Annotated in this window: 30 protein-coding genes; 16 read left to right on the forward strand and 14 right to left on the reverse strand. The window is 70.7% G+C overall.

Annotated elements, in window-relative coordinates; genetic code table 11:
• The first annotated feature begins 26 nt into the window (after positions 1-26).
• Positions 27-3,551, forward strand: a complete 3,525-nt coding sequence (locus QSV35_RS06235) for a TM0106 family RecB-like putative nuclease (protein WP_286287762.1) — start codon at positions 27-29, stop codon at positions 3,549-3,551.
• Positions 3,552-3,595: 44 nt separating this feature from the next.
• Entirely contained in the window at positions 3,596-3,892 is a 297-nt protein-coding gene (locus QSV35_RS06240; RefSeq protein ID WP_286287763.1) for a DUF3467 domain-containing protein, read from the forward strand.
• A gap of 18 nt (positions 3,893-3,910) precedes the next feature.
• Here QSV35_RS06240 and upp read toward each other — a convergent pair whose 3' ends face one another.
• Positions 3,911-4,543, reverse strand: a complete 633-nt coding sequence (gene upp, locus QSV35_RS06245) for a uracil phosphoribosyltransferase (RefSeq protein WP_286287764.1) — start codon at positions 4,541-4,543, stop codon at positions 3,911-3,913.
• A 135-nt stretch (positions 4,544-4,678) separates the two neighbouring features.
• Here upp and QSV35_RS06250 point away from each other — a divergent pair, with 135 nt between their 5' ends.
• On the forward strand, positions 4,679-5,113 hold the full coding sequence (locus QSV35_RS06250) for a nucleoside deaminase (RefSeq protein WP_419956820.1): 435 nt from the start codon (positions 4,679-4,681) through the stop codon (positions 5,111-5,113).
• 23 nt (positions 5,114-5,136) lie between these two features.
• On the opposite strand, the gene QSV35_RS06255 is transcribed toward QSV35_RS06250, so the two are convergent.
• The 3 genes from QSV35_RS06255 to QSV35_RS06265 are packed head-to-tail and all read right to left on the reverse strand — an operon-like array spanning position 5,137 to position 7,831.
• A complete protein-coding gene (locus QSV35_RS06255; protein ID WP_286287765.1) occupies positions 5,137-6,048 on the reverse strand; it encodes an LLM class F420-dependent oxidoreductase in 912 nt (303 codons plus the stop codon).
• Positions 6,048-7,013: a cation diffusion facilitator family transporter gene (locus tag QSV35_RS06260; protein ID WP_286287766.1), complete on the reverse strand. Its 966-nt coding sequence runs from the start codon at positions 7,011-7,013 to the stop codon at positions 6,048-6,050. Before QSV35_RS06260 ends, QSV35_RS06255 begins: the two co-directional genes overlap by 1 nt.
• Before the next feature lie 56 nt (positions 7,014-7,069).
• On the reverse strand, positions 7,070-7,831 hold the full coding sequence (locus QSV35_RS06265; RefSeq protein WP_286287767.1) for an SDR family NAD(P)-dependent oxidoreductase: 762 nt from the start codon (positions 7,829-7,831) through the stop codon (positions 7,070-7,072).
• Positions 7,832-8,287: 456 nt separating this feature from the next.
• Between QSV35_RS06265 and proC the strand changes: the two genes are divergently transcribed.
• A complete protein-coding gene (proC, locus tag QSV35_RS06270; protein ID WP_286287768.1) occupies positions 8,288-9,115 on the forward strand; it encodes a pyrroline-5-carboxylate reductase in 828 nt (275 codons plus the stop codon).
• A 769-nt stretch (positions 9,116-9,884) separates the two neighbouring features.
• On the opposite strand, the gene QSV35_RS06275 is transcribed toward proC, so the two are convergent.
• Both QSV35_RS06275 and QSV35_RS06280 read right to left on the reverse strand, forming a co-directional pair.
• Positions 9,885-10,556, reverse strand: coding sequence for a potassium channel family protein (locus QSV35_RS06275; RefSeq protein WP_286287769.1), 672 nt, complete (start codon positions 10,554-10,556; stop codon positions 9,885-9,887).
• On the reverse strand, positions 10,549-11,937 hold the full coding sequence (locus QSV35_RS06280; protein WP_286287830.1) for a TrkH family potassium uptake protein: 1,389 nt from the start codon (positions 11,935-11,937) through the stop codon (positions 10,549-10,551). The genes QSV35_RS06275 and QSV35_RS06280 overlap by 8 nt, the downstream gene beginning before the upstream one ends.
• Before the next feature lie 96 nt (positions 11,938-12,033).
• Here QSV35_RS06280 and QSV35_RS06285 point away from each other — a divergent pair, with 96 nt between their 5' ends.
• Positions 12,034-12,447 (forward strand): ArsR/SmtB family transcription factor, encoded by a 414-nt coding sequence (locus QSV35_RS06285; protein WP_286287770.1) that lies wholly within the window; start codon positions 12,034-12,036, stop codon positions 12,445-12,447.
• A gap of 19 nt (positions 12,448-12,466) precedes the next feature.
• Here the strand turns inward: QSV35_RS06285 and QSV35_RS06290 are convergent, their stop codons facing one another.
• Positions 12,467-13,288: an ABC transporter permease gene (locus QSV35_RS06290; protein WP_286287771.1), complete on the reverse strand. Its 822-nt coding sequence runs from the start codon at positions 13,286-13,288 to the stop codon at positions 12,467-12,469.
• On the reverse strand, positions 13,285-14,178 hold the full coding sequence (locus tag QSV35_RS06295) for an ATP-binding cassette domain-containing protein (RefSeq protein ID WP_286287773.1): 894 nt from the start codon (positions 14,176-14,178) through the stop codon (positions 13,285-13,287). The genes QSV35_RS06290 and QSV35_RS06295 overlap by 4 nt, the downstream gene beginning before the upstream one ends.
• A gap of 83 nt (positions 14,179-14,261) precedes the next feature.
• Between QSV35_RS06295 and QSV35_RS06300 the strand changes: the two genes are divergently transcribed.
• From QSV35_RS06300 to QSV35_RS06335, 8 genes are all read left to right on the forward strand, one after another.
• Positions 14,262-15,185, forward strand: a complete 924-nt coding sequence (locus QSV35_RS06300; RefSeq protein ID WP_286287774.1) for a TetR/AcrR family transcriptional regulator C-terminal domain-containing protein — start codon at positions 14,262-14,264, stop codon at positions 15,183-15,185.
• An 89-nt stretch (positions 15,186-15,274) separates the two neighbouring features.
• Positions 15,275-15,466 (forward strand): helix-turn-helix domain-containing protein, encoded by a 192-nt coding sequence (locus QSV35_RS06305; RefSeq protein ID WP_286287775.1) that lies wholly within the window; start codon positions 15,275-15,277, stop codon positions 15,464-15,466.
• A gap of 81 nt (positions 15,467-15,547) precedes the next feature.
• On the forward strand, positions 15,548-15,646 hold the full coding sequence (locus tag QSV35_RS06310) for a 30S ribosomal protein bS22 (RefSeq protein WP_003792170.1): 99 nt from the start codon (positions 15,548-15,550) through the stop codon (positions 15,644-15,646).
• A gap of 115 nt (positions 15,647-15,761) precedes the next feature.
• Positions 15,762-16,031 (forward strand): metal-sensitive transcriptional regulator, encoded by a 270-nt coding sequence (locus QSV35_RS06315; RefSeq protein WP_286287776.1) that lies wholly within the window; start codon positions 15,762-15,764, stop codon positions 16,029-16,031.
• A complete protein-coding gene (locus tag QSV35_RS06320; RefSeq protein WP_286287777.1) occupies positions 16,018-17,766 on the forward strand; it encodes an FAD-dependent oxidoreductase in 1,749 nt (582 codons plus the stop codon). Before QSV35_RS06315 ends, QSV35_RS06320 begins: the two co-directional genes overlap by 14 nt.
• A complete protein-coding gene (locus QSV35_RS06325; RefSeq protein ID WP_286287778.1) occupies positions 17,735-18,028 on the forward strand; it encodes a rhodanese-like domain-containing protein in 294 nt (97 codons plus the stop codon). The genes QSV35_RS06320 and QSV35_RS06325 overlap by 32 nt, the downstream gene beginning before the upstream one ends.
• A 118-nt stretch (positions 18,029-18,146) precedes the next feature.
• A complete protein-coding gene (locus QSV35_RS06330) occupies positions 18,147-18,416 on the forward strand; it encodes a glutaredoxin family protein (RefSeq protein ID WP_286287779.1) in 270 nt (89 codons plus the stop codon).
• Positions 18,413-18,709, forward strand: coding sequence for a Dabb family protein (locus QSV35_RS06335; RefSeq protein WP_286287780.1), 297 nt, complete (start codon positions 18,413-18,415; stop codon positions 18,707-18,709). The genes QSV35_RS06330 and QSV35_RS06335 overlap by 4 nt, the downstream gene beginning before the upstream one ends.
• A 128-nt stretch (positions 18,710-18,837) precedes the next feature.
• On the opposite strand, the gene QSV35_RS06340 is transcribed toward QSV35_RS06335, so the two are convergent.
• From QSV35_RS06340 to QSV35_RS06360, 5 genes are all read right to left on the reverse strand, one after another.
• Positions 18,838-19,020 (reverse strand): YegP family protein, encoded by a 183-nt coding sequence (locus QSV35_RS06340; RefSeq protein ID WP_286287782.1) that lies wholly within the window; start codon positions 19,018-19,020, stop codon positions 18,838-18,840.
• Positions 19,021-19,203: 183 nt separating this feature from the next.
• Entirely contained in the window at positions 19,204-20,544 is a 1,341-nt protein-coding gene (gene aspS / locus QSV35_RS06345; protein ID WP_286287783.1) for an aspartate--tRNA(Asn) ligase, read from the reverse strand.
• A 196-nt stretch (positions 20,545-20,740) separates the two neighbouring features.
• Positions 20,741-21,205, reverse strand: a complete 465-nt coding sequence (locus QSV35_RS06350; protein WP_286287784.1) for an SRPBCC family protein — start codon at positions 21,203-21,205, stop codon at positions 20,741-20,743.
• Positions 21,202-21,534, reverse strand: a complete 333-nt coding sequence (locus QSV35_RS06355) for an ArsR/SmtB family transcription factor (RefSeq protein WP_286287785.1) — start codon at positions 21,532-21,534, stop codon at positions 21,202-21,204. Before QSV35_RS06355 ends, QSV35_RS06350 begins: the two co-directional genes overlap by 4 nt.
• 33 nt (positions 21,535-21,567) lie before the next feature.
• Complete coding sequence (locus QSV35_RS06360) at positions 21,568-22,524, reverse strand: helix-turn-helix transcriptional regulator (protein ID WP_286287786.1); 957 nt, start codon at positions 22,522-22,524, stop codon at positions 21,568-21,570.
• Positions 22,525-22,602: 78 nt separating this feature from the next.
• Here QSV35_RS06360 and QSV35_RS06365 point away from each other — a divergent pair, with 78 nt between their 5' ends.
• The 3 genes from QSV35_RS06365 to QSV35_RS06375 all read left to right on the forward strand — a co-directional run bounded on the left by QSV35_RS06365 (position 22,603) and on the right by QSV35_RS06375 (position 25,274).
• On the forward strand, positions 22,603-23,748 hold the full coding sequence (locus tag QSV35_RS06365) for an epoxide hydrolase family protein (protein ID WP_286287787.1): 1,146 nt from the start codon (positions 22,603-22,605) through the stop codon (positions 23,746-23,748).
• A gap of 108 nt (positions 23,749-23,856) precedes the next feature.
• Positions 23,857-24,780, forward strand: coding sequence for an NAD-dependent epimerase/dehydratase family protein (locus QSV35_RS06370; protein WP_286287788.1), 924 nt, complete (start codon positions 23,857-23,859; stop codon positions 24,778-24,780).
• 44 nt (positions 24,781-24,824) lie between these two features.
• Entirely contained in the window at positions 24,825-25,274 is a 450-nt protein-coding gene (locus QSV35_RS06375) for a hypothetical protein (protein WP_286287789.1), read from the forward strand.
• A gap of 26 nt (positions 25,275-25,300) precedes the next feature.
• Here QSV35_RS06375 and QSV35_RS06380 read toward each other — a convergent pair.
• Positions 25,301-26,650, reverse strand: a 1,350-nt coding sequence (locus tag QSV35_RS06380; protein ID WP_286287790.1) for an HNH endonuclease signature motif containing protein, incomplete at its 5' end; no start/stop codon positions are given.

Raw genomic sequence — 26,650 nt, forward strand, 5'->3', positions numbered from 1 at the left:
CGTCGGCCCCGGCTACTGTCGAGAAGGTGAGATTCATCGAGGCAGAACGTCGCATCGTCTGGAGTGCCAGCGACCTCAAGGCCGCTGCCGAATGCGAGTTCGCCTGGTTGCGCGCGATCGACGCGAAGCTCGGTCGGGTCGCCCCGGTGGAAGAGCCGGAGGATGCCACGCTCGCGCGCGCCGGCCGCCTCGGGGACGCCCACGAGCGACGTGTCCTGGAGCGCTATCTCGCCGAGTACGGCGACGGCGTGGTCGAGATCCCGCAGGCGCGGTCGTCGGATGCCGAGGCACTCGCGGCCGCGGTCGAACTCACGAACGCTGCCCTGGCGTCGGATGCCACGGTCGTCTACCAGGCGGCGTTCGCGACGCCCGAGTTCGTCGGGTTCGCCGACTTCCTGCTGCGCGACCCCGCGTCCGGCACCTGGGTCGTGCAGGACTCGAAGCTCGCCCGCCACGCCCGCGTCACCGCGCTCATGCAGCTCGCGGCATACGTCGATCAGCTCGACCGGCTCGGAGTGCCGCGCGCCGACCGCGTGGAGCTCCTCCTCGGCGACGGCACGACGAGCATCCACCAGGTCGACGATCTCCTTCCCACCTTCCGACTGCGCCGCGACCGCCTGCGTGCCCTCGTCGCCGACCGCCGCCTCGACCTCGGTGACGGAATCCCCGCCATCGCGTGGGGCGATGCGCGCGGCGAGCTCGGCGTCGTCGCGTGCGGTCGCTGTGCGACGTGCACGGCAGAGGTCGAGGCATCCCGCGATCTCCTCCTCGTCGCAGGCGTCCGCCCGGTGCAGCGCGAGCGGCTGCGGGATGCGGGCATCGCCACGATCGATGCGCTCGCCGACGCGCCCGCCGGGCCCGAGCGGATGAACCCCGACACGTTCGCGATGCTGCAGACGCAGGCGCGGCTGCAGCTGCGCTCCGAAGTGACGGATGCGATCGCCCCGACGTACGAGGTCGTGCTGCCCCAGGCGCTCGGCGCGCTGCCACGGCCCGACCACGGCGACATCTTCTTCGACTTCGAGGGCGATCCGCTCTACACCGAATCCGATCCGGCGGTCTGGGGCATCGACTACCTGTTCGGGTGGGTCGACATGCGCGAGCAGTACACGGCGCTGTGGGCGCATTCGTTCGCCGACGAGAAGAAGGCACTCGAGACGTTCGTCGAGATCGTGAACCTGCGTCGGCAGCAGCACCCTGCGATGCACATCTACCACTACGCGCCGTACGAGACCTCCCACCTCGTCGCGATGGCCGCGCGGTACGGCGTCTGCGAGCGCGACATCGACCGGCTGCTGCGCGAGGGCGTCTTCGTCGACCTGTACCCGATCGTGCGGCGCGCGCTGCGGGTGGGGTCGCGCTCGTACTCGATCAAGAAGCTCGAGCCGCTCTACATGGGCGACGAGGTGCGCACGAGCGACGTCCAGAAGGGCGACGTCTCGATCGAGCGCTATGTCGAGGCGCGCGCTTTCGCCGACGACGGGCAGGATGCCGCGGCCCAGCTGATCCTCGACGACCTCGCCGACTACAACCGGTACGACTGCGTGTCGACGAGGCGCCTGCGCGACTGGCTGGTCGACCGGGCACGGGAGGCGAACCTGCTGCCGTCGGCCGACCTCGAGCCGGCCGAGGCGCGGTACGAGCCGTCACCTCACGCCGGGTTCCTGGAGAAGATGGCGGCGGAGGCGCCCGAGCGCGAGGCGGAGGCGCTGCGGCTCGCGGCGGCCGCCATCGACTACTACCCGCGCGAGGCGAAGACGTTCTGGGCCGGGCATTTCGAGCGTCTGCGGGAGCCGCTGTCGGTCTGGGAGGACACGCGCGACACGCTCGTCGTCGATCCTGCGCGCAGCAGGGTCGCCGTCGACTGGCACATTCCCGATGAAGGGCGCTCCCGCACGTTCCGGCGCCGCGTCGAACTGCGGGGCGAGCTCGCACCGGGCACCCTGTTGCGTGAGGGGAGCGGGCCGTACGCGGTGTACGACTTGCCCGCGCCGTTCGCGACCGAGGTGTCGCCGCGGTGGATCCACACCGCCCCGCGCTCGGTGACGGTCGTCGAGGAGCTCGACGACGGCGCGATCGTGGAGGAGTACGCGATCGACGGCGAGACGTGGAGCGACCTCCCGGTCGCCCTCGCCCCGGCCGCACCGCCGAAGACGGGGAATCTGCAGAAGGCCATCGACGCGTGGGCGGACGCGCTCATCCAGGCCGCACCGGAGATGCCGTCAGACCCCGCGACCGACATCCTGCTGCGCCGCCCGCCGCGCACGACCGAAGGTGCGTTCCTTGCGACGCGGTACGGCGCGGAGGCCGACGTGGATGCGATCGCCCGGGCGGTCGCCGACCTCGACCGGAGCTACCTTCCCGTGCAAGGCCCGCCCGGGACGGGAAAGACGTACGTCGGCTCCCACGTGATCGCCCGGCTCGTCGCCGAGCGGAAGTACCGGATCGGCGTGGTCGCACAGTCGCACGCGGTCGTGGAGAACCTGCTCGACCGGGTCGTGGCGGCGGGGCTCGACCGGAGCCTCGTCGGCAAGGTGCCGCGGGCGACGGAGGCGGACGTCGTCTCGTTCACGCCCCTGCAGCCGAACGGCCTCGCCCCCTTCACCGAGGAGCGCGCGGCCACCGGCTTCGTCGTCGGAGGCACGGCGTGGGACTTCACGAACGAGACCCGCATCGCCCGCGGGGGCCTCGACCTCCTCGTGATCGACGAGGCGGGTCAGTTCTCGCTCGCCTCGACGATCGCCGTGTCGCTCGCGGCGAAGCGGCTGCTGCTGCTCGGCGACCCTCAGCAGTTGCCGCAGGTCAGCCAGGGAACGCATCCGGCTCCCGTCGACACGTCGGCGCTCGGGTGGGTCATGGAGGGCGTCGACGTCGTCGGCCCTGAGGAGGGCTTCTTCCTCGCGCAGTCGCGTCGGATGCATCCCGCCGTCGCCGAGGCGGTGTCGTGGCTCTCCTACGACGGGGAGCTGGCCGCGCACCCGTCGACCGCGCTGCGCGCGCTCGAGGGTGTGGAACCGGGCGTCATCCCGCTCCCCGTGCGCCACCACGGCAACGCCACCGCGTCGCCGGACGAGGCGGAGGTCGTCGTCGAGCTCGTCCGCTCCGTCGTGGGCCGGGCGTGGACGGACGTGGTCGACGAAGCGGCGGTGCCGCCGCGCCCGCTGCGCGCGTCCGACGTCATCGTGGTCACGCCCTACAACGCGCAGCAGGTGCTCGTCGAGGAGGCGCTCGCGGCGGCCGGCTTCGGCGATGTTCCGGTGGGCACCGTCGACAAGTTCCAGGGCCAGGAGGCCGCCGTGGCGATCGTCTCGCTCGCAGCGTCGAGCGGGCGGGATGCGCCGCGCGGCCTCGAGTTCCTCCTCCTGCGCAACCGCATCAACGTCGCCATCTCGCGCGCCAAGCACACCGCGTACGTGGTGTTCGCGCCCGGGATCCTCGACGACCTGCCGCGCACCCCGGACGGCGTGGCCCGGCTGAGCGCCTTCGCCCGTCTCGTGGAGGACGCGCAGCCCGCCACGGAACCGGCCCTGACGGTCACCGTCCCCGCGTAGACTCGCCGCACCCGGCCCGACCCCTGCAGCACGAGGAGTGCCCCATGGCAGACGAGCTTCCCCCGCAGTTCGAGATCGACCTCCCGCCCGAGATCGTCGCCGGCAACTACGCCGACTTCGCGAACGTGTGGCACACGCCGGCCGTCTTCGTCATGGACTTCGTGACGCTCGCGCAGCCTCCGCGCGAGGACACCAGCTCGGGCGAGCGCGTCGCCGTCGTTCCGGCGCGCGTCGTGAGCCGCATCCGCATCCCCCCGGAGCAGGTGTTCGAACTCGCGAAGGCGCTCACGCAGCAGCTCGAGTTCTGGGAGCAGGAGACCGGCCGCCGCGCGACCCCCTGACCCTGGAGCCGGCGAGAATCAGACCGTGCCGTACAGGCGGTCGCCGGCGTCGCCGAGTCCGGGCACGATGTACCCCTTCTCGTTGAGCCGCTCGTCGCGCGCGCCGAGGACGAGGGTCACGTCGCGATCGCCGACCTGACGCTCGATGGCGGCGATGCCCTCGGGTGCGGCGAGGATGCAGATGGCCGTGACATCCTGCGCCCCGCGCTTGAAGAGGAAGTCGATCGCCGCTCCGAGCGATCCGCCCGTGGCGAGCATCGGGTCGAGTACGAAGCACTGGCGGTCGCTGAGGTCGACGGGCAGGCGCTCCGCGTACGTCGTCGGCTGCAGGGTCTCCTCGTCCCGCGCCATGCCGAGGAAGCCGACCTCGGCCGTCGGCAGGAGCTTCACCATGCCCTCTAGCATCCCGAGCCCCGCGCGCAGGATCGGGACGACGAGCGGCCGCGGCTCGCTGATGCGCACCCCGGTCGTGGTCGTCACGGGGGTCGTGATCTCGATCGGCGAGACCCGCACGTTGCGCGTCGCCTCGTAGGCGAGGAGCGTCACGAGCTCCTCGGTGAGCTGGCGGAACACCGGCGAGGGTGTGCGCTCGTCTCGCAGCACCGAGAGCTTGTGGGTGATGAGCGGGTGGTCGGCGATGTGGACGCGCATACGCACAGATTACCGATCGGCGCGGCGCTCGATGGGGCGATCGGGCAGCGGGCCCCGGCGCGGCGTGTGGCGGCGCGCTACGGTCGGAGGGTGAGTAGCGAGTCCGCCGCGGTCGAGGCGGCGATGGATGCCGCGATGGATCGCGCGTTCGCGCTGGCGCGGGATGCCGCGGCGGCCGGCGACGTGCCGGTGGGCGCGATCGTGGTGGATGCGGACGGCCGCTTCGTCGGCGAGGGACGCAACCTGCGCGAACAGACGCACGACCCCACGGCGCACGCCGAAGTGGTCGCGCTGCGGGAGGCCGCGGCATCCGTAGGCGACTGGAACCTGGAGGGCTGCACGCTCGTCGTGACCCTCGAACCGTGCCTCATGTGCGCGGGGGCGCTCCTGCAGGCGCACGTCTCGCGCGTGGTGTTCGGCGCGTGGGACGACAAGGCAGGAGCGGCGGGCTCCATGTACGACGTCGTGCGCGACCGCCGCCTGCCGTACCGCGCCGAGGTCGTCGGCGGGGTGCGCGAGGATGAGGCGACCGCGCTTCTGCGCGAGTTCTTCGAGTCGCGGCGGGCGTAGGGCCCGCCCTGGAGCCGGTGGGCTCAGAGACCGAGGGCATCGCCGAGATACGCGACCTGCTCGAGGTCGCGCATGTCCATGAGCTGGAAGTAGACGCGCTCCGCGCCGAGCTCCTCGAGCCGCTCCACCTTGGCGCGGATGACGTCGGCGTCGCCCGCGATGTTCACGCCGTCGCGGAACGCGTCGAGCGGGCGGCCGATGGCGCCCGCGCGTCGCGTCAGGGTCGCCTCATCCGGCGCCGCCAGCGTCGGAAGCGCCACCGAGAGCTTCAGCGTCGAGGGGTCGCGGTCGATCCGCCCGCACGCGGCCCGCACGCGGGCGAACGCCGCGGCGATGACCTCCTCCGACTCGAACCCGATGTTGAACTCGGTCGCGTAGCGGGCGGCCAGCGCGGGCGTCCGAACGGGTCCGTCGCCGCCGACGATCACCGGCACGCGCTCCTGCACGGGCTTGGGCAGCGCGGGGGCGTCCGTCAGCGAGTAGTGCTCGCCTTCGAATGAGAAGGGGGCGTCGGCGGCCCACAGTCCCGTGACGATGGCCAGCTGCTCCTCGAGCAGATCGAACCGCTTCGCGGGGAACGGGATGCCGTAGGCCTGGTGCTCCTGCTCGAACCACCCCGTGCCGAGCCCGAGCTCGACGCGGCCGCCGGACATCGCGTCCACCTGGGCGACCTGGATCGCGAGGATGCCGGGCACGCGATACGTGACCGACGAGACGAGGGTGCCGAGCCGCAGCCGCGACGTCTCGCGCGCGAGGCCGGCGAGCGTGGTCCACGCGTCCGTCGGGCCGGGATGCGGGTCGCCTGCGCCCATGCGGAGGTAGTGGTCGGAGCGGAAGAACCCGTGGAAGCCGGCATCCTCACCCGCGCGCGCGAAGGCGAGCTGTTCGTCGTAGGAGAAGCCCTGCTGCGGCTCCGAGAACAGGCAGAACTCCATCAATTCTCCGATTTCACGACGAACGCGTCGGTCGAGGGGCTGGGGTCGAGGCCGGGACGGTAGACGTCCGGCTCGAGGTAGATCACGCGGGCGGCGGGGACGGCCTCGCGGATGCGGGCCTCCACGGCGTCGATGTCGGCGGCGACGACGCTCAGCGCCCGGTCGCCCGCGAAGCCCAGCTTCGCAGCGACCATGAGCTCGTCGGGGCCGAGGTACAGCGTCTTGATGTGGATGATCTTCTCGATCTCCGCGCCGCCGTTGATGGCGTCCACGATGCGGTCGGCGTCGGCATCCGTCGCACCCTCGCCGACGAGGAGGCTCTTCGTCTCGATGCCGAGGACGATCGCCACGAGCACCAGCAGAGACCCGATGAACAGCGTCCCGATCGCGTCGAAGAGGGAGTTGCCGGTGATGACCGTGAGGCCGACGCCGAGGAATGCGAACACGAGGCCTGTGAGGGCCGCGACATCCTCGAGGAGGACGACCGGCAGCTCGGGCGCCTTCGCGTGGCGGACGAAGCCGACCCACGACTGCCCGGGCGCGCGGTGCTCGTTCGACTCCTTGACCGCGGTGCGCAGCGAGAACGACTCGAGGACGATGGCGATGATGAGCACGCCGATCGGGATCCACCAGTTCTCGAGCGCATGCGGGTGGATGATCTTGTCGACGCCCTCGTAGATCGAGAAGAGGCCGCCGACCGAGAACAGGATGATCGAGACCAGGAACGCGTAGATGTAGCGCTCGCGGCCGTAGCCGAAAGGATGCTCGCGGTCGGCTTCGCGTCGCGAGCGGCGCCCGCCGAACATGAGCAGCACCTGGTTGCCGCTGTCGGCGAGCGAGTGGATGGCCTCGGCCATCATCGAGGCCGATCCGGACACGAGCCACGCGATGATCTTCGCCAGGGCGATGCCGAGGTTCGCCAGGAACGCCGCGAGGATCGCCTTGCCGCCGCCGGAAGCACTCATGCTTCGAGTCTAGGGATGCTGCGGCCTCCGTCCCGGCGTGTGACCGGCGTGGGCGCTCACCGACCTCCCGCGACGCGGAGCGTCGTCGCGGTGACGTAGGCCGCCTCGTCGCTCAGCAGCCACGCGACGGCGTCGGCGATCTCGCCGGCCTCCGCCGTGCGGCGGAGCGGGATGTCGGCGGCCATACGGGCGGCGCGGTCGGGGTCCCCCGTGGACGCGTGCAGGTCGGTGTCGACGAGCCCCGGTGCGACGGCGACCACGCGGATGCCGAGCGGGCCGACCTCCTTCCCGAGCCCCATCGTGAACGCGTCGACCGCGGCCTTCGCGCCCGCGTAGTGCGCGTACTCGCCGGGGCTGCCGATCGTCGCCGCGCCGGAGGAGATGTTGACGATGACGCCGAGACGCTCCTGTGACGTGAACTCGCGCACCGCGAGCCGCGCGCCGAGCACCACGGCGGTGTAGTCGAGGTCGATCGTCGTCCGGATCTCGTCCGGGGGCGTGTCGGCGAGCGGTGCGTAGCGCGTCGTCGTGCTGGCGTTGTTCACGAGCGCGTCGAGACGCCCGAACCGTTCGCGCGCGGCGGCGAAGGGTGCTTCCACGGCGTCGTCGGATGCCCCGCCGAGATCGGCTGCCACTGCGACGGCGTCCGCGCCGACAGCACGGCACTCCGTCGCGATGCGGTCCGCCGCATCCCGATCCGTTCGATACGTCAGCACGAGATCCCACCCGTCGCCGGCGAGCCGGCGGGCGATCGCCGCACCGATCCCGCGCGACCCGCCGGTGACGATCGCGACGGGCCTCGCATTGCTCTCGACCATGCCCGCGATCCTATGGCTCCCGCGCACGTTGGGGAGGCGGGGTGGGGATGGGGATGCGGGGTGGGAGGTTCGCCGGTCCCGTTTCGTCGTGGCGCGCTGCTGAGGCGACGGAACGGGACGGGTCAGTGGATGCGGCGCACCTTCGCCTGTCCCGTTTCGTCGTGTCCCGGTGCTTTGGCGACGGAATGAGACGGGTCAGCGAAGGGTGGGGGGATTGATCGGCCTCGATCCGCGGCGTCGTGTCGTCGTGGCGGCGGAGTGGGGCGGGTCATTGAGGGGTGGGGGAGTGACCGGTCTCGATCCGCGGTGTCGTTTCGTCGTGGCGACGGACTGGGACGGGTCAGCGAAGGGTGGGGGATCGACCGGTCTCGATCCGCCGTGTCGCGCCACTGAGGCGGCGGATCGAGACGGTCGAGCGCAGGCGCCGGGCTGGAGCGCGCACCGTAGGATCGGCCCATGACGCTTCCCCCTCTCGCTTTCCTCGGTGCCGGATCGATGGGAGGCGCCATCCTGCACGGGGTCGTCGCCTCGGGTCTGTCCGTCGGCATCGCCGTGACGAACCGCACTCCGGCGAAGGCCGCGGCGCTCGCGGAGCTGCCCGGCGTCACCAGTTACGCGCTCGAGGCGGACCCGACGGTGAATCAGGATGCCGCAGCATCCGCCGACATCGTCGTGGTGGGGGTGAAGCCCGCGATGGTCCCGGATCTCCTGCGCGAGATCGCGCCGAGCCTGCGTCCTGGGACGATCGTCGTGAGCATCGCGGCAGGCGTGACGATCGCGACGTTCGAGGAGATCCTCGGTGCCGGGATCCCGGTCCTCCGCTCGATGCCGAACACGCCGGCCCTCGTCGGCCGCGCGGTCACGGGCCTCGCTGCGGGTACGAGCGCGACCGCCGCGGATATCGCCGTCGTGCGGGAGATGTTCGAGACCGTCGGGACCGTGATCGAGGTGCCGGAGTCGCAGATCGACGCGCTGTCGACGATCTCCGGATCCGGGCCGGCCTACGTCTTCCTCCTCATGGAGGAGCTCACGAAGGCCGCCGTCGGCAAGGGGTTCGCCGAGCCCGAGGCGCGCGCGATGGTGGAGCAGACCTTCATCGGCGCCGCGTACCTCCTCGAGTCGACCGGCGAGGACCCCGCCGAACTCCGCCGCCGCGTCACGAGCCCGAAGGGGACGACGGAGCGCGCGATCGCCGTGCTGCAGGACGCGCACCTCGACGACGTCTTCGTGGAGGCGACGGATGCCGCGCTCGCCCGCGCCCGGGAGCTCGCCGCCGGCGCCTGACCCGCGTCAGCCACCCCCCGGGGCCTGACCCGCATCAACCCCCCTGTTTCCGCCATCCCACGCCTCGCCGACATCAGCGCCCTGCGCCGAAACACCCTTGCGCGTCCGAAACGCGCGGCGTCGCCAGGTGTCGTGGACGGCAGCGCGCGTCTCGGCGAGGATCGCTGATGTCGGCGGTCACGCGCCAGCGTCCGAGTCGGCGCGGCGCTCGAGACGGCAGCCGTCCGCGCCCGCCGCATCCATCGCCGGCACCTGACCGCATCCATCGACATCAGCGCGTCCCACCCACACGCGCCGCGGCGCTCGCCGTATCGGCGGCCGCCGCTGATGTCGGCGCTGAGCCGCGGCCGAGATCAGCGCCCCGCGCCGAAACACCCCCGCGCGTCCGAGACGCTTGGCGCCGCCGGGTGTTTCGGACGGCAGTGTGCGTCTCGGCGGCCGCCGCTGATGTCGGCGCTGAGCCGCGGCCGAGATCAGCGCCCTGCGCCGAAACACCCCCGCGCGTCCGAGACGCTTGGCGCCGCCGAGTGTTTCGGACGGCAGTGTGCGTCTCGGCGGCCGCCGCTGATGTCGGCGCTGAGCCGCGGCCGAGATCAGCGCCCTGCGCCGAAACACCCCCGCGCGTCCCAAACGCTCGGCGCCGCCAGGTGCCTCGGACGGCAATGAGCGTGTCGGCGAGGAGCGCTGACGTCGGCGTCGCGCGAGTGTCGGCGCGGGGCGGTGGATGTCGCCAGCCACGCGCCCGTCGACGGTCGCAGCGCCCGCAGCCTCAGCGATCGAGGTCGGCGAAGCGCTCGATGTCGCTGTTGGTGCCGGACACGATGATGAGGTCGTGGTTCGTCACGACGGTGTCCGCGTCCGCGTAGCGGAACGGCTTGCCCGGGCTCTTCACTCCCACGACCGTGACGTTGTACTTCGACCGCACGCCCGACTGGCTGAGGCCGATGCCGCGGATGAACTTCGGCGGGTACATCTTCGCCAGCGCGTAATCGTCGTCGAAGCGGATGAAGTCGAGCATCCGCCCGCTCACGAGGTGCGCGGTGCGCTCGCCGGCTTCGCGCTCCGGGGAGATGACGTGGTTCGCGCCGATGCGCTTCAGGATCTTCGCGTGCGACTCGGACACCGCCTTCGCCCAGATGAGCGGGACCTTGAGGTCGACGAGGTTGGCCGTGATGAGCACGGATGCCTCGATCGACGACCCGACGGCGACGACGGCGACCTGGAAGTCCTGCGCGCCGATCTGCTTCAGCGCCTCGAGGTGGCGGGCGTCGGCCTGCACGGCGTGGGTGACCCGCTCGGACCACTTCTGCACGAGCTCGAGGTTGTCGTCGATCGCCAGCACCTCGCGGTCGAGGCGGTCGAGCTCGCCCGCGCACGCGGCGCCGAAGCGGCCGAGGCCGATCACGAGGACGGGCGCATCGCCGCGCAGATGCTCAACCAACGATGGGCCTTTCGACGGGCAGCGAGTACAGCTGCGATCGGCTCGTGGCCGCGATGGCGGCCGCAAGGGTCACTGTACCCACGCGCCCCATGAACATCGTGGCGGCGAGGACGTAGACGGCGGGATCCGGGAGCTCGGCGGTGAGCCCCGTCGACAGACCGACGGTCGCGAACCCGGAGACGACGTCGAAGAGCACATGCTCGATCGGCGCCTGGGTCATCTGCGCGATCGTGATCGTCGAGAGCGCGACGATCGTGGCGCCCCACGCCACGACGGACAGGGCGACGCGCTGGACGTCGCTCGGGATGCGGCGGCCGAGCGCCTGCACCGCGGGGCGCCCCTTCGCCTCCGACCACACGGCGAGCGCGAGGACGGCGAGGGTCGTGACCTTGATGCCGCCGGCGGTGGATGCGGACCCGCCGCCCACGAACATCAGCATCGTCCCGACGAGGAGCGAGGATCCGTGGAGGTGTCCGATGTCGATCGTGGAGAACCCGCCCGACCTCGTCATCGCGGACAGGAAGAAGGCCTGGAACGTCGACTGCCCCGCATCCATCGGCCCGAAAGTCGCTGGGTTGTCCCACTCCAGTCCGAGGAACACCAGCCCGCCGACGACGAAGAGCAGGACTGTCGTGATGATGGTGAGCTTCGCGTGCAGCGACCAGCGGCGCAGGTGCCAGCGCTGGCGGAACAGGGTCAGGATGACGGGGAATCCGAGCTGCCCGAGGAACACGCCGAGCATGAGCACCGAGAGGAAGTAGTACTGGTTGATGTAGGGAGCGAGGCCTTCGCTGGCGGGCGTGAATCCGGTGTTCGTGAAGGCCATCGCCGCGTAGTACGGCGCCTCCCAGAGTGCCGCTGCGGGGGTGATCCCCGCGACCAGGAGCGCCGGGTAGATGAGTACGGTGAGGGATGCCTCGATCACCAGCGTCGAGAGCGCGACGGTCATGAGCAGCTGGCCGACCTCGCCGAGGCGCACGGTCTGACCTTCGTTGACCGGGCCGCCGTGCGCGCGGAGCGGATTGGTGTCGCCCGCAGCGATGAGCTTCGCGCGCAGGCTCAGCCGCTTCGAGATGACGAGACCCATGATCGAGGCGAGGGTCAGCACGCCCATCGCGCCGATGTTGACGCCGATCCAGGTGAGGAAGTGCCCGAACGGTGACCAGTACGTGTACATGTCGACCGTCGACAGACCCGTCACGCAGATGGTCGAGACGGCCGTGAAGAGCGCGTCCGCGAGCGGCGTGACCTTCCCGCTCGCGGCCGACGCGGGCAGCGAGAAGAGGGCCGTGAACAGCAGGATCAGCAGGGTGAAGACGATCACCGCGAACCGAGACGGGGAGGATGTGGCGAAATGCTGGATGCCGTCGCCGGTGCGCACGACCCAGCGCCGCGGGCGTCCCCCCGCGGCCGCAGTACTGTCCGGACGCGCCACGCCGTCATGGTACTCGGATGGGTGCGCGGCTAGTCTTTGCACATGGCCGACATCTTCGACGTGATCGCAGACGGAACGCGGCGCGACATCCTGCGCTTCCTTCTCGAACGCGCGAACAACGGCGACGACGGCACCAGCGTGTCGCACATCGTGCAGGAGCTGGGGGTCAGCCAGCCGACGGTCTCGAAGCACCTCAAGGTGCTGCGCGAAGCCGACCTGGTGTCGGTCCGGGAGGAGGGCCAGCACCGCTTCTACAGCCTGTCGCCGGCCCCGCTCGATGAGGTCGACGACTGGCTGATGCCGTTCGTGGTGGACGAGTCCGAGGTCGTGGCGGCGGCACTCGACTCGAGCCTCTCCGAGCCCGCCGCCCACGCCGCGGAAGTCGTCGGCCGGGCGGCCGCGTCGGCGAAGCACGCTGTGGCGTCCGCCTTCCGCAAGCTGCCCGGCCGGCCGTAGCGGCCTCCGAGTCGCCGGCTCAGTGCCGTCGGCGGCGCCCGAACAGCCAAGCGCCCCACACCGCGGAGAAGGCGATGATGACGGCGATCCAGGCGATCGCCCAGTACGGCGCCGTGCCCATCGGCGTGCCCATGAGGAGCCCGCGGATCGTCTCGACGATCGGCGTGATCGGCTGGTTCTCGGCGAACCACTGCAGCCAGGTGGGCATCGTGTCCACCGGGACGAAGGCGCTCGACAGGTACGGCAGGAACATCAGGATGAACCCGTACCCGCTCGCTGCCTCGGGGCTGCCAGAGGCGAGGCCGATCGCCGCGAAGAGGTACGTGATCGCGAGGATGTAGAGCGCGATCACGACGACCGCGGCGATCCATTCGGCGACGTTCGCCGTCGGCCGGAAGCCGACGAGCAGGGCGACGCCGATGACGACGGCGGTCGCGACGAGGTTGCGTGCGAGGCTCGCGATGACGTGCCCGGTGAGGACTGCTCCCGACCGCAGCGGCATCGAGCGGAAGCGATCGATGATGCCCGTCGTCATGTCGCGCGACACGTAGGTCGCCGTCGTCGCGGCGCCGAATCCCGCACAGAGCAGGATGATGCCGGGCACGACGTAGTTCACATAGCCGCCGCCGGGCTCGAGCGCGCCGCCGAACACGAACGTGAACAGCAGCATGAGCATGACGGGCAGCATGATCGACATGCTGAGCGTCTCGCCGTCGCGCAGGGACAGCGTGAGGCTGCGCTTGATGAACACGGACTCCGCGGCGAAGCCGCGCAGACGCGGGCGCGGTGCGGGCCGCGGGCGGGTCACGCCGAGGGACGGGGGTGCGACTGCGGTGGTCATGCGATCTCCTGAGGGATGCGGGAGTCCTGGGCTGCGGCCGGGGACCCGGTGAGGCTGAGGAAGACGTCGTCGAGCGTCGGACGGCGGAGGGACACGGATGCGGCGGACGCCGCGCCGTCGAGCGCGCGGCGGAGGCCCTCGACGGTGCCGTCGGTGGGGATCTCGTCCACCGTCTCGCCGTCGGCGTCGTGCAGGACGAGGGTGTCGGTGCCCACGAGCGACTTGAGGCGATCGGGGGTGCCGGTCTCGACGATGCGTCCGTCGTCGAGGATCGCGACGCGGTCGGCGAGGAGGTCGGCCTCCTCGAGGTACTGAGTCGTGAGGAAGACCGTGGTGCCGGCATCCGCGAGCGTGCGGATGACGTCCCACAGGTCGAGCCGGCTGCGCGGGTCGACCCCGGTGGTCGGCTCGTCGAGGAACAGGACCTCGGGGACGACGACGAAGCTGAGCGCCAGGTCGAGGCGTCGCCGCATCCCGCCGGAGAACGTCTTGACGCGCCGGGATGCGGCATCCGTCAGCGCGAAGCGCTCGAGCAGCTCCCCGGCACGGGCGCGGGCGGCGCTGGCGGACAGTCCGGAGAGCTGCCCGAGCATGACGACGTTCTCGGTGGCTGTCAGCGCGTCATCGACGGCGGTGCTCTGACCGGTGAGGGCGATGCGGCGCCGCACTTCGACGGGGTCGGCCGCGACGTCGAATCCCGCGACGCGGGCGGTACCGCGCGACGGGGCGGTGAGCGTCGTCAGGACGGAGATCGCCGTGGTCTTGCCGGCGCCATTGGGGCCGAGGAGGGCGAACACCTCGCCCGGCTCGACCGCGAGGTCGAGACCGGTGAGCACGGTGTGTGCGCCGTAGGAGACGTGCAGGTCGCGCACGTCGATCGCGGGTGCCATGTCGGTTCCTTTCTGTATACGACCAAAACTGTTTATGACGGTAACATACTGTTTATGACGTACACAAGCCTAGGATGGCGAGCATGAGCGAACCGGATCTCGACGACCTCCCGCGCGGCGTCGCGCTCGCGTGGGGGATCGCGGCGAGCCCGCAGCGCGGGCCGAAGCGCGAGATGAGCGTCGAGCGGATCGTCGAGGCGGCCGTCGAGCTCGCCGATGCCGAGGGGCTGTCCGCCGTGTCGATGGCGGCGGTGGCATCGAGGCTCGGCTACACGCCGATGTCGCTCTACCGATACGTGAGCGCAAAGGACGACCTCATCCTCCTCATGCAGGAGTCCGCGCTCGGCGCCCCCGGGCCCATCGAGGGAGATGGATGGCGCGAGCGAGCCGCTGCGTTCCACGGGGCGCTGCTCGCGGCATACCTCGCACACCCGTGGTGCGTGGAGATCCGCATCACGGGGGTCTCGCCGACGCCGAACTCGGCGGCGTGGATGGATGCCGGCATCCAGGTCTTCGACGGCACGCCGCTCGACGACGACTCGCGTCTGTCGCTCACCCTGATGCTCACCGGCTCGGCCTTCTGGACCGCGACCGTCGTCACGGGCATGTCCGGCCGGGCGGTCGAGACCGGAAGCGATGTGGATGCGGTCGGCCACGAGTCGGACGACCTCCTCGCCCGGCTCGTCACCGCCGACGAATACCCGTCGCTGCACCGAGCGATCGCAGCAGGCGTGCTGGCGTCGGGAAGCGACCCGTTCGCCTTCGCGCTCGACCGCATCCTCGACGGCATCGCCGCGCACCTCGACGCGCTCGCGGCGGGCACAGACGTGCCGCCGCATCCCGGTCCCGTGCCGGAGGCCGCCGAGGTCATCGCCGACAAGAAGGTCCGCGAGGCGCGGAAGAAGGTGCGCGAGGCCGAGAAGCTGCTGCGCGCGGCGCACAGGGAGGAACGGGCCGTCCTGCGCGAAGCGCGCGAGCGGGCGGCGCGCGATCACGGCAAGGGGTGACGCGAGTCACACACGCCACACGGGTTTACACGCGTCCCGCCAGGGATCTAGAGTGTGGGGATACATTGCTGGGGAATGCGGAGGGGACCATGGCCGAACTGCCGGACGTGCGGTTTCTGACGGTCGCGGAAGTCGCCGAATTGATGCGGGTCTCGAAGATGACCGTCTATCGCCTGATCCATGCAGGCGAACTGCCCGCGGTGCGCTTCGGGCGCAGCTATCGGGTTCCCGAAGGGGCTGTCACCGAGGCCCTGCAACGGCCCGTCGCCGACGTCGGCTAGACTGTTCCGAGGCATTTTTCCATCTGCCCGATCCCGGACGCCCTCCAGGAGCGTCCAGACCCCGACATTGTGAGGTTTTCCGTGGGTTCTGTCATCAAGAAGCGCCGCAAGCGCATGGCGAAGAAGAAGCACCGCAAGCTGCTTCGCAAGACTCGCCACCAGCGCCGCAACAAGAAGTAAGCGGCTCCGACACCAAGCGCCTGTCCGTTCGGATGGGCGCTTCGTGTTTCTCCGCGCACGTTCATTGATCCGCGCACTCAGGGAGCTTTATACCCTGGGGGGTATAGTGGGCGCCATGCAGGATGACACGGGACTCCACGTCGACATGACCGACGTGCTGCCGCGGCTGCGCCGCGCGCAGGGCCAGCTGGCCGGCGTCATGAACATGATCGAGAGCGGCCGCGACTGCCGCGACGTGCTCACGCAGCTGGCGGCGGTCTCGAAGGCCATCGACGGCGCCGGGTTCTCGGTGATCACGAGCGGGCTCGAGCAGTGCCTCGCCCGCGGCGAAGAGGGCGCGGCCGACCGCGCGCGCCTGGAGAGGCTGTTCCATGCCTTCGCCTGACGCGACCGACAGCACCGCTGCCGCGCCTCGCCGGATCGTCGTCGTCGGGGGAGTGGCCGGCGGAATGAGCTTCGCCGCGCGCGCCCGCCGGCTCGACGAGCACGCGCACATCATCGTCCTCGAGCGCGGAGCGCACGTCTCCTTCGCCAACTGCGGTCTGCCCTACGCCGTCAGCGGCGAGATCGAGGACGAGCAGAGCCTCCTCGTGCAGACACCGCAGTCGCTGAAGGCCGCGCTGGCCCTCGACGTCCGCACGCACCACGAGGTCGTCGCGATCGACCCGGAGGCACGCACCGTCACCGCGCGCACGCTGCTCGGCGATCACGTCCTCGCGTACGACGAGCTCGTGCTCGCGCCCGGCGCCGCGGCCGTGCTGCCGCAGGTCGCCGGCATCGACTCGCCGCGCGTGCAGACCCTGCGGACGGTGGAGGATGCGCTCTCGCTCCGCGATGCGGCTGCCATCGGCACGCGCGCCGTCGTCATCGGCGGCGGATACATCGGCGTCGAGGCGGCGGAGGCGCTCCGGATGCGGGGTCTCGACGTCCACCTCGTGCAGTCGGCGCGGCATCCCCTCGCCCGCCTCGAGCGCGAGCTCGCTTCCCACGTCACGGCCGCGCTCGTCGAGGGCGGGGTCCACGTGCACGCGGGTTCCCGCGTGACCGCGATCGTCGACGGGCCCGATGGCGCCGACGTCGAGATCAGCGACGGCACACGCGCGACCGCCGATGTCATCGTCGTGGCCGCCGGCGCACGCCCCGACACCGCATTCGTGCAGGATGCCGGCGTCGACACCGCCGACGGCGCGATCGTCGTCGACGGACTCGGCCGCACGAGCGCTCCGCACGTGTGGGCCACCGGCGACGCCGTCGCGCGGCAGGACCCGGCGACCGGCGTCATCCGTCCGGTCGCGCTCGCGGGCCCCGCGAACCGCGACGGGCGACTCATCGCCGACGCGATTCTGGGTGCGGCGACGGGAGTGCCCGCACGGCCGCAGCCGGCTCCCCTCGGCACATCGATCGTGCGCGTCTTCGATCTGTCGGCCGCGATGACGGGTGCGAACCGCACCGAGCTCGAGGCCGCCGGCATCCCGTTCGAGACGATCCACCTGCACGCGGGCGACCACGCGGGATACTTCCCGGGGGCGACGCCGATCCACCTCGTCGTGCACTTCGCGCCGGCGGATGCCACCGAGCCCGGCCGCATCTACGGCGCCCAGGGCGTGGGGGCCAAGGGCGTCGACAAGCGGATCGACGTCCTCGCGACCGCCGTCCGCGCCGGCCTCGCCGTGACGGACCTCGCCGACATCGACCTCGCGTACGCCCCGCCGTTCGGCTCTGCGAAGGACCCGATCACGATGGTGGGCTTCGTGAGCCAGAACGTCATCGACGGCGTCGTGCGACTGTGGCAGGCTGCCGACCTCGACACGGTGCGCGACGAGGCACTCATCCTCGACGTGCGCAGGCAGGATGAATGGGATGCCGGTCACCTGCAGGGCGCGCTCCACATCCCGCACATCGAGCTGCGCGAGCGGCTCGATGAGGTGCGCGCGCACGCCGCCGGCCGGCCCGTGCGCGTGCACTGCGCCTCCGGCATCCGCTCGTACCTGGCGCACCGGATCCTCGACGCGGCGGGCTTCGACTCCGCCCACCTCTCGGGAGGGATCCAGACCCTCCTCAGCTACCACGGAAAGGACATCCTGACCCATGAAGTCGATCAGCGTTCAGCAGCGGCGTGACCGCTCGGAGATCCCCCTCATCGACGTGCGCGAGGAGCACGAGTTCCACGCGGGCCACGTGCCCGGCGCTGTGAACCTCCCGATGTCGACGATCGGCGACCACCTCGACCAGCTCCCCGAGGGCGAGTTCGACGTGATCTGCGAGCTCGGCGGTCGCTCGGCACGTGTCGCACAGGCCCTCGAGGGGCTCGGTCACGACGCGACAAACGTCGACGGCGGCACGCGGGCGTGGATCGACGCCGGGTACGCCGTCGAGCACTGACACCCTCGGGCGGTTCCCGGGCTCGTCGAGGGGCGGCCGTCCGCGGCCGGTCTTCGTCGTTCCCGGCGGACCGGTCCCCGAGAGCTCGTCGAGGGCGGGCCGCTCTTAGGATGGAGCGGTGACCACCCTCACCCTCATCGGCAAGCCGGACTGCCATCTGTGCGACGTCGCGCACGAGATCGTCGATCAGGTGATCGCGGAGCTCCCGGAGAACGCCGATGTCGAGGTCGTGGAGACGTCGATCCTCGACGACCCCGCGCTCTACGACCTGTGGTGGGAGAAGATCCCGGTGGTCCTCATCGACGACCGCCTGCATGCGCATTGGCGGGTGGATGCGGCGCGCCTGCGCACCGCGCTGGACGCCGCCGTTCTGGAGGAGGCATCGTGACCTTGAGGCATGTCGTCGCGTGGAAGATCGCGGCATCCGACCCGGAGACCCGTGCCGAGCACGCACAGGGCATCGCCGATCGCCTTGCGGCGCTGGTCGGCGTCGTGCCGTCGATCGACACGCTGAGCGTCGGCCCGAACGTCGTCGACGGCAACTGGGATGTGGCGCTCGTCGCGGACTTCGCCGATGAGGCGGCGCTCGACGCGTACCAGACGCATCCCGATCACCAGGCCGTCGTCGCCTACGTGCGCAGCGTCGTCAGCGACCGCGTCGCCGTCGACTTCGAGGTCTGAATCAGGACATCCGCGCAGCGATGGCGGATATGGCGGCCGCTGCTCGCATGTCCTGATCCGTGGCGGTGACACCCGCCCGGAGACGAGAACGGCCCCGACGTCGGGGCCGTTCTGCATGTTCGGATGGTCTATTTCTCGATCTCGACGACCTCGGCGTCAGGCGCGTTCTTCTTGATCGACTCGATGCCGTTGACAGCACTGGCCTTCGACGAATAGCCCTGGCTCGTCGCGATCACCTGGCCGTTGCCGGCCTTCAGATTGAATCGCCAGTCGCCGCCCTTGTCGACCCAGAGTTCGAACTTTCCTGCCATGACTGCCCCCTTCGCCGGTTGACGACGCGCGACATCGCACGCCGTCGCTCACGCTAGCGGGCGACGGCGGCGAGCGGAAGGTGCCCTTGATCCGTCAGGTTCTGCGGGTGAGGGCCCGGAACGTGACAGGTGAAGCGGAGCCGGAGGCTACGGCGCGAGGCGCGTCGGGCCTCGGAAGCGGCGTCAGGGGGCCAGGCGCGTCGGGCCCCGGAAGAGGAACGTGACCTCGCGGATCGAGGACTCGCCGAGCATCAGCATCAGCACGCGCGCGAGGCCCATGCCGAAACCGCCGTGCGGCGGGGCGCCGAAGCGGAAGAAGTCGACGTAGTGCTGGACGCCCGCCGGGTCCAGGCCCTTCTCGACGGCCTGCGCCTCGAGCACCTCGACGCGGTGCTCGCGCTGCGCGCCGGTCGTGATCTCGACGCCCTTGAAGAGCAGGTCGTAGCTCTTGGTGAGCCCCGTCTCCGGGTCGCGCATGTGGTAGTACGGGCGGATCTCGGGGTGGTAGTCAGTCACGAAGACGAATTGGTGGCCGTAGGTCTCCTCGACGTACGCGGACACCTGACGCTCGCCCTCGGGGTCGAGGTCGCCGTCGGTGCGGGGGATCTCGTAGCCGCGGGCCTTGACGATCTCACGCGCCTCGTGGAGCGGGATGCGGGGGAACGGGATGCTGGGGACTGTGACCTCGAGCCCGAACAGCTCCTCGATCTCGGCCCCGTGCTTCTCCTTGACCGCGGCGAAGGCGAACTGCAGGAGCTCCTCCTGCATCCGGGCGACGTCGTCGTGCGAGTCGATCCAGCTGATCTCCGCGTCGATCGAGGTGAACTCGGTCGCGTGGCGGCTGGTGAACGACGGGTCGGCGCGGAATGCGTCGGCGATCTCGAAGACCTTGCCGAAGCCGGCGGCCTGCGCCATCTGCTTGAAGTGCTGCGGGCTCTGGGCGAGGTACGCGGTCTGGTCGCCGAAGTACTCGAGCTGGAACAGCTCGGCGCGCGACTCCGACGGGCTCGACATGAGCTTCGGCGTGTGGATCTCGATGTAGTCGCGCTCGACCCAGTACGTGCGCATCGCGTGCTCGAGCGTCGTCTGCACGCGGAAGATGAGGTTGTTGCGGCGCTGGCGCAGGTCGACGACGCGGTAGTCCATGCGCTTGTCGAGCGCGCTGTCCGCGGCGATCGGCAGCTCGGCCGGCGCGATGGATGCGACCTCGAGCGACGCGATCTTGATCTCGACGCCGCCGAGCTTGACGCGCTCGTCGTGCTTGAGGTCGCCCGTGACGGTCAGGAACGAGCCGGTGGTGAGGTTCGAGATGAGGTCCGTCAGGGCGAGGGCCGCGGCATCCTGCTCCGATCCGTCCTCGGCCGGCCGCGTGGCCGGGTTCACCAGCTGCACCGCGCCGGTCTCGTCGCGCAGTATGACGAACTGCACCTTCTTCTGATCACGGACCGTCTCGACCCATCCGGACACCGAGACGGGGCCGTCTTCGCGGGCCTGCAGCTGCTTGACGAGAACGCGTTCACTCACGAGGGAACAGTCTACGGGGGAGGATGCTGGGCTCCCGGCCCGCGCTCGTGGCATCCCCCTGTCGTATGCTCCAGAACAGGTGTTTCGGCGTAGACAGGACCGATCTCGTCGATTCCGCCCTGTTCTCGCCGAAACACCTGTTCTGGAGTCGGTGATGCGCGGCTTCAGGGTGATGCGCGGCTTCAGCAGACGATGTTCAGTCGCTGAGCGGGCTCCCCGTCTCGAGGAGGGTCTTCAGGCCGCTGAGGACCATGAGCCAGCCGAGGCCGCTGACGCTCTCCGCCGTGATGGGCGACTGCTCGAGCTGATCGTGGGTGACCGTCAGGAGACTGAAGCCGCCGTCCTGCGGGTCGATGTCCCACGTGATGCGGCTCGCGGGCTCGCCCGCGGCGTCCTCGTTGTAGAGGGAGCGCCAGCCGACGACGAGGCGGCGCGGCGGGTCGGATGCGAGCACCGTCTCGTCGTTCCACAGGGTCTCGCCGTCGGGTGCGTAGTAGCGGAAGGGCGTGCCGGGCACACCCGTCGTCTCGACGATCGAGCCGTAGAAGTAGCGCCGGGTGAACTCGGGCTTCGTGATGGCGTCCCAGATCGCCTCGGGGGTCGCCTTGATGAAGAGCTGATAGATCTGGACGGCCTCGCGGGTCGCCGTGGTGTCGGTCATTCGGATTCCTCCAGTCGTGTCTTGAGGTCGGTGAGCGCGGATGCGGGCCCGATCGTGTACTTGTCGATCCAGCGGTCGTGGATGACGCGGATCGGCACCGGGTTGAGGTAGTGCAGCTTCTCCCTTCCGGAGCGGCGGACGACGACGAGACCTGCGGCCTCGAGGATGCCGAGGTGCTTCGCCACGCCGAAGCGCGTGAGCGGCAGGTCGGACTCCAGCTCGGTCAGCGTGCGCCCGCCCTTCTCGAACAGCCGGTCCAGCAGATGACGGCGGGTCGGGTCGGCCAGGGCCTTGAAGACCGTGTCGTCATCGCGCGTGTCGTCATCCATCGACTGCAGAATAGGTGACCAATTAGTCACATGTCAAGACCCTGCGACGGCCCTCGCATACCGCTCGGAGAGGAGGCGCAGCCGCGGGATGAGCTCGGGCGGCGACTCGACGGTGAAGTCCATCATCAGCATCCCGATGTACGCCGCTACGGTGTCGAGGCTGTCGGCGCCCGTGACGAGAACGCAGTGCTCCGCGTCGATCGGCTCGACGACGCCCACCGTGGGGTTGATGCGGTCGAGCACGGATTCGGCGGATGCGTCGATCCGAAGCCGCGCGTGCACGGCCCAGCCGCTCGCGGCGATCGTCCGCATGGCGAACGCGGTGTAGTCGCCTCCGGGCAGCGGGCGCGGCTCGAATCGGCGGCGAGTCGGCAGCCGCAGCGACATCCAGTCCACGCGATACGTGCCCCACGACCCGTCCTGGGGGTCGCGGGCGACGAGGTGCCAGCGGCGCTGCCAGCTGAGGAGGCGGTACGGCTCGACGAGACGCGGGGCGTCGTCGTAGTCGAAGCGCAGCCATTCGACGTCCCGGATCGCGGCCGCGATCGCGCGCAGGACGTCGGCGTCGACCTCGGGATCGGGCGCGTCCGTGCCGATGTTCTCCTGTCCGCGGTCGATCGTCGAGCTCAGCGCCTCCACCGTCGGCCGCAGGTGCGCCGGCAGCACCTGCTCGATCTTCGCGAGTGCGCGGGCGCCGGTGTCCTCGATCCCCGCGATGCCCGCGGCGACCTGCAGGCCGATCGTGACGGCGACGGCCTCCTCGTCGTCGAGCAGCAGGGGAGGGAGCGTCCCGCCCGCGCCGAGCCGGTATCCGCCCACGTTGCCGCGGACGCCGTGCACCGGATAGCCGAGTTCGCGCAGTCGATCGACATCGGTGCGGATCGTGCGCGGCGTGACGCCGAGCCGCTCGGCGAGCTCGCGACCCGAGCGCTCGCGGCCGGTCTGCAGCAGGCCGAGGAGCGCGAGCCGGCGCGCCGTCGGCCCCGTCACGGGCCGGCTCCGGATGTCTGCGAACTTCTTCTCGTATCAGGAATGGAATCATCCTAATAGCCCCGTAACGTCGAAGACATGAACACCACGAAGATCGACATCCGCCCGTTCTCCGTCTCCGTCGCCGACGCCGAGATCTCCGATCTGCAGAGTCGCCTGGCGCACACGCGTCTTCCTCAGCCGGCTCCCGGCGACGACTGGAGCACCGGCGCCCCGAACGCGTACCTGCGCGAGGCGATCGCCGCCTGGCAGGCGTTCGACTGGCGGGCGGCCGAGGCATCCATCAACGCGCTGCCGCACTTCGTCGCCGAGATCGACGGACAGGACATCCACTTCATCCACGTCCGCTCCGTCCACCCCGGCGCGACGCCCCTTCTCCTCGCGCACACGTACCCGGGTTCGTCCGTCGACTACCTCGACGTCATCGACCGCCTCGTCGACCCGGTGGCCCACGGCGGCCGCGCGGAGGACGCGTTCGACGTCGTGATCCCGGATGCTCCCGGGTACGGGTTCTCGCAGCCCGTCACCGAGGGCGGATGGACCATGGCTCGTGTCGCGCGGGCGTACGACGCGCTCATGCGCGGGCTCGGGTACGAGGCATACGGCATCCACGGTTCGGACAACGGCGCGATGGTCGCCCGCGAGCTCGGGCTGCTGAACCCCGACGGGTTCCTCGGGCTGCACGTCCTCCAGCTGTTCTCGTTCCCGTCCGGCGACCCGGCCGAGTTCGAGCGTCTCACCCCGCAGGACTATGCGGGCCTCGAGCACATGCAGTGGTTCCAGTCCGTCGGCGGTTACAACACGATGAACGCGTCGCGTCCGCAGACGGTCGCGGTCGGGCTGAGCGACTCGCCCATCGGGCTGCTCGCCTACAGCGAGCTGTTCAACTCGTTCGGCAACGGCACGTCGCTCGTGCCGCTCGAGAAGATCCTGCTCGAGGTGTCGGTGAACTGGTTCGCGAACGCCGCCGCGGGGATGAGCCGCAGCTACTTCGAGAACGCGCGCGCCGAGGCCGAGCCGCAGGTGAACCACGCCCCGACCGGGGTCGCCGTCTTCAAGGACGACTTCCAGACCATCCGCGTGTTCGCCGAGCGCGACAACGACAACATCGTGCACTGGAGCCGGTTCGAGGAGGGCGGGCACTTCGCCGCTCTCGAGCGTCCCGACGTGCTGGCCGCCGACATCCGGGAGTTCTTCGCCGGACTCCGCTCCTCGGTTCGCTGAGACCGGGGGTTCCCGCCGAACCAGGGCGTCTCGCGCCCGGGTTCGACGGGAACACCCGGTTTCGCGATGCGATCTCGGGGCGATCTCGGGATGGGAGAGGATCGAAGGATGCGTGCGGTCATTTTGGGTGGGACGGGCGCGATGGGCGGGGCCACCGCCGCGCGGCTTGCGGATGCCGGGTGGCACGTCGATGTCACGGGCCGCTCGGACATCGCGCCAGAACTCGAGGGTGCCGGTGTGCGGTTCCACCGGATCGACCGCGGTGATGCCCGCGCGATCGCGCAGCTCGTCGGCGACGACACGGACCTGCTCGTCGACCTGCTGGCGTATCGCTCGGCGGACGCGAGAGCGCTGCTGCCGATCATGGGATCCGTCGGGTTCGCCGTCGTGATCTCCACGCGCGCCGTGTACGTGGATGCGGCGGGCCGCCACATCAACGGCGACGAGCCGCCGCGATTCCCTGTTCCGCTCGCCGAAACGAACCCGACGCTTCCGCCCGCGGCGGACGACGTCGACCCCTACACGCGGGAGGGGTACGCGCCATCGAAGGTCGCGGTGGAGCGGGTCGTGCTCGACAGCGGGCTCCCGGTGACCGTGATCCGCCCGTCGAAGGTGCACGGTCGGTGGGCCCGCAATGCGCGCACCCGTGGGGTCGTCGAGCGGATGCTGCGCGGCGACGAGTCCATCCCGCTCTTCCGGGGCGGGGCATCCGTCGACCACATCACGGCGGCCGCCAACACCGCCGCGCTCATCGAGACCGTCGCCACGGCGCCCGGCGCGCGGGTGCTCAACAGCGCCGATCCGGACGCGCCCACCGCCGCGGAGATCGTGCGGGCGATCGGGGACGCTCTTGAATGGCCGGGCCGGATCGAGCTCCTCGACGACGATGACGAGCGGGGTGCGCACCCGTGGGGCGCGCCGCATCCGATCGTGCTCGACACGTCCGCCTCGGAAGCCCTCGGCTACCGCCCGGCGGGCCGCGGCATCGACCTGATCGTGGATGAGGCCCGCTGGGTCGCATCGTCGCCGTAGGCCGATGCTCGACGTCTCGCGCGGCGGCCCCTAGCGTGGACCGGATGAACGATCTTCTGCGCCGCCGTTTCGCGCGTGCGAACAGGCTGTACCTCGACCTCGTCGATGCGCTGACGCCCGAGCTGCTGGCGTCACGTCTTCCGGGGCTGCCCTCTGATGCGATCGGCCACCAGCTGTGGTGTGTGCTCGGCGCTCGCGAGAGCTACCCGGCCGCGGCGCGCGCTGGGCAGTGGCAGGGCTTCACGAGTCCCGTCGCCCGAGACGCATCGGCGGATGCGGCATCCCTCCGGGCAGCGTTCGAGGCGACCGCGGCGGACGTCGACCTGTGGGTCGCCGAGATCGGCCCGGACGACGAGGAGTCGCTGACCTACGCGCTCGCGCTGCTCGAGCACGAGACGATGCACCAGGGGCAGCTCATCCGCTATCAGTACGGCCTCGGCATCGCGCGGCCGCACTCGTGGCAGCAGCAGTACGCCCTCGACGAGGACTTCTGAGCACTCTCACCGCCTGATCGACAGCCTCATGTTCTTCGGCCGAGGAGGTCGAGGAGGCGGGTGCGGGAGGTGGTGGTGGGCCGCCACCTTTGGGTGGGGTCGTGCCCGTGGGGGGTTTGGATTTCGGGGACGCCATGGTTCATGCGGATGCGCCAAGGGCCGGTGTCGATGAAGCGGTGGTGGAACCAGCAGAGCAGGACGCCGTTGTCGGTGTGGGTGGGGCCGCCTTGGGCGTGCTCGGTGACGTGGTGGATCTCGCACCAGCCGGCGGGGACGCCGCAGCCGGGGATGATGCAGCCGCCGTCGCGGAGCGCGATCGCCCGGCGCTGGTACCGGTTGAACACGCGTTCCTCGGTGCCGAGCCGGACGATGCGGCCGCTGCCGGCGAGGGTGACGCGTTGGATGACGCCGGCGCAGGCGACGTGGCGGGCGGTGAAGATGGATGCGGGCTCGGCGGACCCTTCGAGCCAGGCCCGCCCGGTGCTCGCGGTGAGGTCTTCTTCGCGGATGGAGACGATGAGGGTGGGGGCGGCGCCGCCGATGGTGGGCAGGTCGCGGCTGGCGGCGGCGACGGTGAGCGCCGCGGCGAGGGCGTCGTGCAGCTTCTGCGGGCCGGTGCGGTCGTCCCGCGGGACGTCGTGGGCGGGAGGTGACTCCGTGTCGTGGAAGCGGACGGCGTGCGGGGAGGTGGTGGCGTCGTGGATGCGCACGAGTTGCGCGGCGACCTCGGGCAGCAGTGCACCGCGGATGGGGATGACGCCGTCGCGGGCGGTGCCGAAGGTGATGCCCCGCCTGCGGGCGGCGGCGTGCGCGTCCGGTTCGGCGCCGTCGGGGTCGAGGACCGCCGCCCACACCTGCGCCTGGACACGGAGCAGGTCCGCGCACGCGGGCGGGAGGCCGTCCGGGCCCTCGCCGCGGGCGGCCGCCGCGAGCAGGCCGTCCGCGGTCAGCACACCCTCGACGCCGACCCGGTCCCGCATGGCGAGCAGGGGACCGGCGACGGCGAGCACCCCATCGACCCCGGTCTCCGCGTCCAGCAGAGCGTTCCGCATCGCGGGCAGCCGTGCCGGCATCCCCGCTCCGGTGACCGGGTCCCATGCGAGCGCGGTGGCTTTCGCGGCGCGTTCGAGTTTCGCGGCGGTGTGCGGCCCGTTGCGGGTCAGGCGCTGGACGAGTTCGGTGACGTTGCGGCATCCCATCCGGGTGGTCAACCGCTCCTCCCGCACCGTCGAGCTCGACCGGTCGGCGAGTTCCCCGACCATCTCCACCAACAGTGCGTCGACGGCTCGGGCGAGGTCCCCGGCGCGGGCGATCGCCCCGACGAGATCGTCATCTGACGCCGCATGCACCCCGCCGCCTCGGGCGCCCGTGTCGAT

It is taken from the genome of Microbacterium candidum (assembly GCF_030315975.1).
GTDB classification, from domain to species: domain Bacteria; phylum Actinomycetota; class Actinomycetes; order Actinomycetales; family Microbacteriaceae; genus Microbacterium; species Microbacterium candidum.